The following is a 9697-nucleotide window of genomic DNA, read 5'->3' on the forward strand; positions in this document are numbered from 1 at the left end:
CCGATCATTAACGTATAGATCTGCTGAACATGGATTAAAACACCCGCCTTGGGTGGGGCGTAACCGTGAGCCTCCGCATAAGCAAGGCACGCGTCCCACGCCGGTCCGGTGCGGTGGATTTCTGCCGGACCGATAAACCTGTACCCATCGAGTTCAGCCCAGTCCACCACCGCGACGGCGGCCAGTGAGCCCTCGCGCAGATTTTCATAGTGTTGACGACCAGTGTTCTCGTTGTACACCAAGGTATGGTCGTCCCACACGCGTAACGACCGCTTCGGGCCTAGATTAGGCCGAAGGGTCTCAGCATCAGTCACCGTCGCCAAAAACGGAAGTTGCTTGCTGATCATTTCCTTCATCGGATCGGTCAGTGTTGCCATTATGCGTCCTTTCATCAGAAGACATTCGTGCCCTCAGTCGGCGCTTGCCGACGAAACTCCCACGCTGGCGCCGAAGCCGCTGAAGTTGCTCCTTATGCGCTGGTCCGCGAGCGAGTCCCCGCGCGTGAGTTCGTCGTAGAGGCTGTTATTTCATCACGATGAATGATAAAATTCAACCCATTGAATAATGAGGGACGAAACAGCCCCCATGAGATCTATCCACCTCCACGTGGGAGAACTATGCCGAGTTCATCTAGTGCGCCTGGAACCCACCTTGTCTACTTTTCGTCTGCCTCGGGTAACACTGCGCGTTTCGTGGACAAACTCCACCTACCCGCGGCCCGAATCCCGATGAAATTGAAAGCTCCCGAGCTCCATGTGTCGGAACCGTATGTGCTTATCACTCCAACCTACGGGGGAGGGGATATCGCTCGAGCGGTTCCGCGTCAGGTTATTCGCTTTCTTAACGACGAACAGAACCGACGCCTATTGCGCGGAGTAATAACCAGCGGAAACACGAACTTCGGAGCCGCGTTTTGTTGTGCAGGCCCTGTAATTGCGTCGAAATGCCATGTTCCGGAGCTCTATCGATTCGAGTTATTAGGGACGAGTCGTGACGTTGAAAAAGTTCGGAATGGATTGACGGAGTTCTGGAAGCGCGTGAAAGAAAAAGAAACCCTTTAGAGAGGAAAATGGTTTGTCCTATATCAATGATTCGATAACCCCGGCTGAATGGACCAAATGCGCCGAAAAGCCATTGCGGCCGGTCAATTGGAATCGCTTACAAGATCCGAAGGACTTGGAAGTGTGGCAGCGGTTGACGGGAAACTTTTGGCTTCCTGAAAAGGTGCCTCTGTCTAATGATATTTCCAGTTGGAATTCGCTACCTGACGATCTGCGCCAACTCACCGTGAGAATCTTCACTGGGTTAACGTTGCTTGACACGGTTCAGGCGACGGTGGGTGAGGTGAGTCAGATACCGGATGGCAGAACCGAGCATGAACAGGCGGTGTATACCAACATCGCGTTTATGCAGTCTGTACACGCCAGGAGTTATAGCAGTGTTTTTAGCACGTTGTGCAGTACTCCGGAGATCACGGAAGCGTACGGGTGGGCAACTCAAAATACTGTCCTCCAACGACGTGCCACAACGGTGATGAAACACTACTATGCCCGGGATCCTTTAAAGCGGAAAGTGGCGGCCACATTGTTGAGTTCACTGCTCTTATACGCCGGTTTTTATTTGCCATTGTGGTTGAGCTGTCGCGCAAAACTTATGAACACCGCGGACATGATCCGTCTGATCCTTCGTGATAAAGCCGTCCACGGTTATTATTCCGGTTATAAATTTCAGCGGGGGCTCGATGCCCATCCGGAGAGGAAAAATGAGCTCCAAGAGTTTACGTATTCTTTGGTGGACGAGCTTCTAAATTTGGAGAAAATTTACTCTGGTGAGTTGTATGGTGGCATAACTGCTCCCAATAATTCTCACAAGAGTGCAGAATCCTCATTCACCTCGCGTCCGAACTTCGCGGGTGTTATGGGCTTTGTCTATTACAACGCGAACAAAGCTCTCATGAATCTCGGTTATCCAGCCCTATACGAGGAGGAAGCTGAGCGGACAGAACCAGATATTTTGGCCGCACTCACCCCTGAGGCATCAGAAACGCACGATTTCTTCAGTGGCTCAGGGGCCTCCTATGTGATTGGGAAAACCGAAGCGACAGAAGAATCTGACTGGGATTTTTAGCAGTCGTGTAAAGCGTTATTGGGTAGCTGGCCAGCCTGCAGGCCTTTAAACCAGGATGCGGATCTGTGCGCCAAGCGGGCTAGTGGTCGTTTCGAGATTTGATCAACGGATGTATGGCGCACATGATCACTAGACCCAGAGCTGGATACATCAGAAGCGCTGGAGCAAAGATCTCTGACAAGTGTTGTTGCTGATTCATGACTGACTGACAGAAAAGCGCTACAAATAGACCCACAACACCTAGCACTGATTTAACGTGTGCCGAAGTCTTCTTAAAGATGCCGGTAAAGATAGCGCCGAAAATAGCGCCCAGACCCCCGACAAAGAGCATGTCTAAGAAGGCAGAAGATGCAGTCGTAGCGTTATCTGTGCCGATGATGTCACCTCCTACAAAAGCCACAATAATCATGAGAATTCCGACCACGCCTACGCCCAGAATTCGTTTTGTCGCTGAACTCACGAATTAAACTCCTGTCCTTGGGTTGGGGAAAATAGCTTTCCCTTGCCGCCACACCCGTGTGAGTGCAATGGCCACTAGGCGCCCTTTACTCTGGCCGTAAATATGCCACGGAGGAACCTGGACTCCTCCTACATAGGGAAACGAATATCGAAAGTGTTAAGAACACCGAACATAGTTCACCATGTTCAGTTGCAGATGTCTATAGAAAAAGAGAAGTTACCCTTATAGAGGTGGGTAGTAGGACGCCGCGTGTGTGGGTGGTAGAAGGTGTATTTCAGAAGTTTCGGCTGCGTCCCAAAGGCTGTGTCACTTAGCGTCGACTTTTAACCATCTTTGATGGCGTCAGTGTCTTTAGCTGCATACACCAACTGCCTAAGGATCCACGCGAGACTGCTAGGTAGTGCAATTTCACCAATGAGCTATTTACCGTCGGGCGCGCATACATGCGGGTAGAGATAAGGAATCCCCGCCGTGGTGGCGGGGTTGGTGGTGAGTGTATTTACCAGACGGGTTCAAAAAAGTTGATGATGCGTCGCCACAGTGGGGCTTGTTGATACTCGTCGGTGGCTTTTTCTGGCACTGGTAGTCCGGCGTCGATGTAGGCGCCTCTTTCGGGTGTTTCGCCGTGTCGCTCGGAGTTAGCTATCGCTCTGCGGAGGTTCTCAGTCCAATCATTCATTGTTCCCACCGTCCTTTTCTTTCATAGTATCGGTGCCATTTGTCCTCTGTCTATAGAAACGTGTTATCAGCTCTCGCTCTGTGTTCCTAGCCAGCGAATTATGATCTAATTCATCGAGTTCGATGCGTGCGGCTCGACGCACTTCGTCGGTGGTCGTGTCGTCGCTGGCGTTTTCTACCGCCCAGGTGAATCGTCTCCACCATTCACTGCGGTTGTCACTGTTTGTCTTTTGTTGCAGCGTCAAGATAACAGCAATCAGGCCCCCAGCGGCAATGATTAGTTGCACCAGTCGGAGCCACGCTTCTGTATCCATGCTGTTTACCCCCTGTCTACTCGGTGAGTGTTGTTGGACATGGAGTATTGACGCGTTTTAACAGCAATGGTTCCCAGAGCGGCTACACAATTCCGCGGGGATCGTCTACCCCTTGGTGTATTGCGGCAAGTCGTCGAGATCCGTCGTCCCCAACTTTCCGCTGTTCTCATCCGGGTGCTTGGTTAAATGAATTGCAGCGATGATCAACAACCCCCACACCAGGGCCAAGTAGAGGATCATGACGATGATAGTGACAGCATCCATGGCTAGGCCTCCTTCAGACCAGCGACTTCGAGCCGACGCTCACGGTCGTGAATAGATTCATAGGGGTTATCCAGATGCTGGCCGAAGGGTGCTCCCTTCCCGGTCAGCGGCACTCCATAATCGCTGACCGGCGGGCCGTCGAGAATCGTTCCGCGTGGCCACGGAACCCGCGACATCACAAGAGCACCACCGTAAAAGAGTACAGCCAAACCCCAGCCAAAGATAGCCACCTTTGCCGTCGGATAGCCTTCGTATCCATCGCGAACTAGCGTGATGATCTCCAAGACAAACGTCGTCCCCAAAACCAGCGGGGTAAGCACCAAAAGGCAGAAATCCCACCATCGGCCAAGCTGCAGGCTGCTGATCTGGTTGACGTGTTGCCGCAGCTCCGGCAGGCGGCGAAGCACCCAGCCGATGACAATGATCGCCACCACGGCGATGACAACAATGCCGATGACGTTCACGAACTTATCGACGATATCCAGCGTGGCAAGGCCCGTCGATACTGGGAAAAATACGAGCGACGGGACCGCGCAGGCCACGCAGACATAAACGGCAGCGCGACGTCGGGAAAGTCCGAATTTTTCCTGCACTGAGGACAACACAACTTCCACGATGGTGACCAGCGACGTAAAGCCAGCGATGAAGAGGGAACCGAAGAAGAGGACGCCGAAGATCGGGCCGCCGGTCATGTTGTTGATGATCGTCGGGAAGGCGATGAATGCTAGGCCGATGCCGTTGGTGGCAACGTCGGCGACGGCCACATGCTGGGTGACAGCCATAAAACCCAGGGTCGCGAACACACCGATGCCGGCGAGGACCTCGAAGGCGCTATTGGATAGGCCGACCACAGCGCCGAGGCCTGAAAGGTTTGCTCGTTTCTGCAGGTAGGAAGCCTGGGTCATCATGATGCCGAAGGCGATCGCCAGTGAATAGAAGATCTGGCCATAGGCGGCAATCCAGACTTGGGGATCAAGCAGAGCGCCCCACTGCGGGGTGAAGAAGGCCTCGAGCCCCTCAGCGGCACCCGGTAAAAACAGCGCACGAATGACCAGAATGATGAACATGATGATGAGCAGCGGGACGAAGATCGAGGAAAGCAACCCGGTGCCTTTACGAACACCTAGCACCATGACCGCGGTGATCGCTGCCCATACCAGGGCTAGTACGATCGCGATCGGCCACACCACATTCGCACTGGTCAGGCTTGTGGCGTCAGCGTGCAGGAAGTCCCCGGTAAAGAACTTCTCTGGGTCGTGTCCCCAGGCCAGTCTCAACGAAAACCAGGTGTACATGGCCGCCCAGGCGAGGATCACGCAATAGTAGACGGCGATGATGTAGGTGATGCCGGTCTGTACCCACCCGATGGCTTCGGTTTTCCGGGAAATACGACGCCACACGAGCGGTGCGGAACCACGGAAGCGGTGGCCGAGGACATAGTCGAGAATCAGGACCGGCACCCCTGCGGTCAGCAGGGCGATGACGTAGGGGAAAAGGAAGGCCCCTCCGCCGTTGTCATAGGAAATGTAGGGGAATCGCCAGATGTTGCCGAGCCCGATGGCGGAACCGATAGCGGCGAAGATAAACATGGACCGGCCGCCGAAGGTAGCTCGTTTCGCTGGCTTGTTTGCTGGGGAGTTAGTAGCAGAGGCGGGTTCGTCCCCGCTGGATACGGATATGTTCTGGGGCATGGGTTGCTCCGTGATGTTCGTGCCTGCTCTCCGGGGTTTCCGGTGGCCGCAGGCGAGGGTTTTCGATTTTCCTTTCCGACGCCAACTGGGCCGGTGAAACCTGGGTGTAGGCCGCGGCCCTCTGTTAGCGGGTCTGAATAGCAAAAATCCCCGGTGCGGTTGTTTTCCGCAGGCCGGGGGAGCGTCTGGTAAAGGGTAGCCAGACGCTCAGTTAATAATTCGGTTGAAGGTTACTTGTGCGCTCACGGGTACAGAGCATACCGCATGGTCTAGGAGAGGGTCCCATGGGATGGGGGATGCAGGAGTACCATTTGATGACTTGAGGAAGGTTACTTGTTCGATAGGAGAGCGGCTCCCATTAATGACTACGCCTGGCGTCCTGCCGATTGCCTGCCGCTCAAGATCGTCCGTGCCGTTTGCTGGTCCTACGTTGACCAACGACCATCCCTAGTACAGCGGCAACGGCGATCAATGCCCACATGGTAATCAACATGCCCCAAGGAACGTTCAGAGGATAGGTGACACCGAGAGACCCCAGAATATCGCTCACGCGTCTCAGCGCAGCGAGTAACCCACACGCCGCCAATATCGCCGAAGATACTGCCACCGCACAACCAATGAATGCGAAAACACTGAGTTTAGGAGCACGGCCCATGCCCATTCTGCTCAACGAAAAAGCACTCCTGCGCTGATCTACAGAAAAGCCGATCACGCTATAGAGCAGGCCGAAGAAAGCCACGAGCGAAACGCCGCCAATCATGGAAAAAACCGAGGCCATCTGAGATGCTTGGGCTGAGCGAAGATCGTCGTCGACGAACTGTTGAATTGTCTTCCAATCTGCCTCGGGGAATGCCTCAGAAATGCGGTGTAAGCCACCGTCAGAAGTCGCGTAGGTCCGGTAATCTATTTTCGAAGCATTACTTGGCGAGAATGTCTTAGAGTCGGCGCCTATCGCCCCGCCGAGCAGGGATTCAGGATCGCTCAATGCCACGACTTTTAGTTCCAAGGTTCTACCATCGTCGTTGACGATCGGTATTGTATCTCCGAGTTTGTAGCGCTGAGCATCCGCAGCAACATGCGTACCATTGACCGATTGAAGATCGCCGGCCTTGATTGTCCCGGGTTTGAGCATATTACGAAATACTTCGGGATTGAATAGGATGACAGGAGCTTGCTTTGCCTCTTCGTCTTTAAATAACCACCCGTTGTCGTAATTATACGATGACACCTCTACATCGGGTGCCGTTCGCTTTATTTGTCCATTCGTGACTGCATCTGCTGAGACAGAAGTCATAGCAAGATATTGTCCTGCGGACGAAGAAGCAAGGGTGAGCATCGCGCTAGTTCCCCCGAGTCCCAACAACAGCGCAGATATCAGCGCAATCCCACTGATCCTTCTTGATTCAGCAGCCATAAGCCCACCGGCAGCCAAACCGACGCTACCAAAGGACTTAACGATCCTACCGACGATGTTCACGAGCAATGGAAATACGCACCACGCAGCTATAAGTGAAGTGAACATCGCGCCGAATGTGATTTCATTAACGTTTTCCATTGTGGGATTGACTCGAAGGATTGCGACGAGACCAATCACAACACCAATGAAGACAGTGACCCTAGTAACCAAGCGAACGCGGGTTACCCAGCGACTTTGTGTACTTGATGAGTTTTCGAGAGACGCTGCTCGTTTCGATGAGGTGTAAGACACCAAACTTGCGAAGATGGCTATCGATATAGTTGTCCATAATATTGCCGAGTATGACGGATGGATGCTGACGTCACTGACATCGAGCCCAGTCAGGGAAAGAATATAGCGATGAATCGCTCCAGCCCCAGGGGCGAGTACTACGGCGAAGAGCAGTGCGAGTACCGACGCAAATAGAGATATTCCAACGAATCCCAAACGCACCCGATTGCGAGAAATGCCGTACACACGTAGCGACCGGATAGTTGACGACGCGGAGGCTACGGTGAACTGAATTATGGCAGCCAGCATCAAAAGCGCAACAACAACCGAAATGGCAACAACAAGAAAACTGTATGTGGCTATTCCGTCAAGAGTGTTAATTCGCTGAACCAGATCCGTTGTTAGGTGTCCTTGGGTCTTTAGCTCATTTGCTTTTTCGGTAGAACTGATCGCAACGCTAAGCGTGCCACTTATGATTGATACCAGCGCAACAGTGATTACGGTTAGCGTGGTTGTTGAGGACCTGTGTCCACGCCAGATAAGTAGCGGTGTCATTCATCCTCCTGTCCGAAATTTTCGCCATCGGCTCGCAAGGCGCTGAGGATGTCGCCGACTGTAGGCTTATCAAGCACGTTGGATATAATTCCGTCCCGCAGTTCAAGGACGGTATCGGCTGCCGCTGCAATATAAGGATCGTGAGTAACCATCACCACAGCGACTCCCTCCTTGGCAACGTCTTTCAGAAGGTTAACTACGGTCCGCGAACTATTTTCGTCGAGAGCTCCGGTCGGCTCATCCGCGAATATGATGTCTGGGCCAACAGCTATAGCTCTTGCTACCGCAACTCGTTGGTTTTGCCCTCCGGATAGTTCGCTAGGGCGCTTCTTTTCGAACCCGCTGAGTCCGACAGCTCGAAGTGCGTCTTCGGCGGATAGACCCTTACTTTTACACTTACTTATGCGTCGCCCGAGATCAATGTTCTCTTCCGCGGTGAGGAAGTTGAGTAGGTTGTAGTCTTGAAACACCGTAGCTGTTAATTGTGCACGGAGTGCCGACCTCCGCTTGTCACTAGCCTTGAATATATTCGTATCTGAATATATGACCTCTCCGGACGTCGGTGTAACAATTCCCGACATCATGTTTAATAACGTCGACTTCCCGGACCCTGATCGTCCCATCAAGGCAGTGAATTTTCCCGCTTCGAAGGTGTAGGACACGCCTTTCACGACTGGTCCGTCGGCTTCGCGGTACATTTTTGTGACGGATCTTAGTGATATGTCCACTATATTCTGCCTTTCTAGTATTTTAGAAGTGCCCGAACAAGGTCGTATTCTCCTGTTATTTCCCGACTGTTATTTAAAAACATACAGGCTATTTCTTTCCGCCGTATCCGAAAGAAACCAGTCTGCCGTTGTATGGTTATGAACCTTTTCTTTTCGAGAGCATCCGTAACCGGATGGCAGCTGCGACTACACAGAGAATCAGGCCACTAAAGCCAAGAGATGTGTTCACTTTGTCGGCGATAGAAAGGACGATGAGAATTACTCCGGCTATTGCTAGCACGATAGATATAAGAGGGATTCTTCTTTTCTCCATCATCAGCCTTCTTCCTGCATTCCTACTTCTAAGGGGTGCAACCCGGGAGGGGGGACCCGGGGATCGGCCGTAGGATGATCCCCGAGTCATTCCAGTCGTACAGGTTGCCGGTGGCAGACAATGCTGTCAGCCCAACAGCTACCCATCCGGTGGAACAACAATTTGGGCGTTTCTGCTGGTAGGTGCAGCGTTAGCTACCGGAGTGAAGGCCATGGTGCAGGTAACCGCTGTGACAATACTGCTGCGGATTATCGAGCCGTGGTGGGACATAGTGCCCTTCCGGGTTAAGGAGCAGGAGGTTCTAGTCCGAGATTAATGTAGTATGGCAAACCTGTCTAGAGTGGCCATATAGAATTCATCGTGTGATACGACAAAATCCCTGGCCACCGAAGTGTAACCAGGGATTTCCGGGTAATACGACAGAAAAGTGTGTCCGAGCCTGGTGATTTCTGGCCTTTGATCTGGGCAAAGACGAAAAAGTATATGCTCGGCAACCATATATCCGCCCTCTTTTGACCGGACATACACGGTGTTGCACTCCATCTGTGGCATGAGGCAATGATGTCGTGGTTCCATGCCGAAGAATCGACCGCGTCATCGCCTGGTGGCGGTGCGCACGCGACACCACCAGTGACTACTGGCGGCTCATCGAGCCGGTCCCCATCCGATGGTGTGCTCTGTCCTGAGCGGATCGCCTCGAATAAAAGTGCGGGAGTATATGGTCAATTCTCGGCAATTTTTGACCATATCCCCACGCAGTTTTTGCCACCACCTCGCATATACCCTCGCAGTTTTTCGGCGTGCGGACACACTTTTGTCGTTTAACCCTTGGATATTTTTGTTGCCATACAGTTGCCAACTGGGGGATCTGGCGGGTGCT

10 protein-coding genes are annotated in these 9697 nt (G+C 52.8%); 2 read left to right on the forward strand and 8 right to left on the reverse strand.

What is annotated here, in order from left to right:
- On the reverse strand, positions 1-377 hold a 377-nt coding region (locus tag Q3981_RS05755; RefSeq protein WP_303124463.1), incomplete at its 3' end, for a pyridoxamine 5'-phosphate oxidase family protein.
- A gap of 240 nt (positions 378-617) precedes the next feature.
- Between Q3981_RS05755 and nrdI the strand changes: the two genes are divergently transcribed.
- Positions 618-1061 carry a class Ib ribonucleoside-diphosphate reductase assembly flavoprotein NrdI gene (gene nrdI / locus Q3981_RS05760; RefSeq protein ID WP_303124464.1) on the forward strand — a complete coding sequence of 148 codons (444 nt, stop codon included), beginning with the start codon at positions 618-620 and terminating at the stop codon, positions 1059-1061.
- A gap of 13 nt (positions 1062-1074) precedes the next feature.
- A complete protein-coding gene (nrdF, locus tag Q3981_RS05765) occupies positions 1075-2127 on the forward strand; it encodes a class 1b ribonucleoside-diphosphate reductase subunit beta (RefSeq protein ID WP_303124465.1) in 1053 nt (350 codons plus the stop codon).
- A gap of 79 nt (positions 2128-2206) precedes the next feature.
- Here the strand turns inward: nrdF and Q3981_RS05770 are convergent, their stop codons facing one another.
- The 7 genes from Q3981_RS05770 to Q3981_RS05800 form a co-directional block, all read right to left on the reverse strand.
- Positions 2207-2587, reverse strand: coding sequence for a hypothetical protein (locus tag Q3981_RS05770; RefSeq protein ID WP_303124466.1), 381 nt, complete (start codon positions 2585-2587; stop codon positions 2207-2209).
- A 499-nt stretch (positions 2588-3086) separates the two neighbouring features.
- Entirely contained in the window at positions 3087-3266 is a 180-nt protein-coding gene (locus Q3981_RS05775) for a hypothetical protein (protein ID WP_012730705.1), read from the reverse strand.
- Entirely contained in the window at positions 3259-3579 is a 321-nt protein-coding gene (locus tag Q3981_RS05780; protein WP_012730706.1) for a hypothetical protein, read from the reverse strand. The genes Q3981_RS05775 and Q3981_RS05780 overlap by 8 nt, the downstream gene beginning before the upstream one ends.
- Before the next feature lie 105 nt (positions 3580-3684).
- The gene (locus Q3981_RS05785) at positions 3685-3843 is read right to left on the reverse strand and encodes a methionine/alanine import family NSS transporter small subunit (RefSeq protein ID WP_303124467.1); all 159 of its coding nucleotides are present in this window, start codon (positions 3841-3843) and stop codon (positions 3685-3687) included.
- 2 nt (positions 3844-3845) lie between these two features.
- Positions 3846-5534, reverse strand: a complete 1689-nt coding sequence (locus Q3981_RS05790) for a sodium-dependent transporter (protein WP_303124468.1) — start codon at positions 5532-5534, stop codon at positions 3846-3848.
- 397 nt (positions 5535-5931) lie between these two features.
- The gene (locus tag Q3981_RS05795; protein WP_303124469.1) at positions 5932-7776 is read right to left on the reverse strand and encodes a hypothetical protein; all 1845 of its coding nucleotides are present in this window, start codon (positions 7774-7776) and stop codon (positions 5932-5934) included.
- Complete coding sequence (locus tag Q3981_RS05800) at positions 7773-8474, reverse strand: ABC transporter ATP-binding protein (RefSeq protein WP_303124470.1); 702 nt, start codon at positions 8472-8474, stop codon at positions 7773-7775. The genes Q3981_RS05795 and Q3981_RS05800 overlap by 4 nt, the downstream gene beginning before the upstream one ends.
- Positions 8475-9697: the final 1223 nt, after the last annotated feature.

The organism is Corynebacterium sp. (genome assembly GCF_030530965.1).
GTDB lineage: Bacteria > Actinomycetota > Actinomycetes > Mycobacteriales > Mycobacteriaceae > Corynebacterium.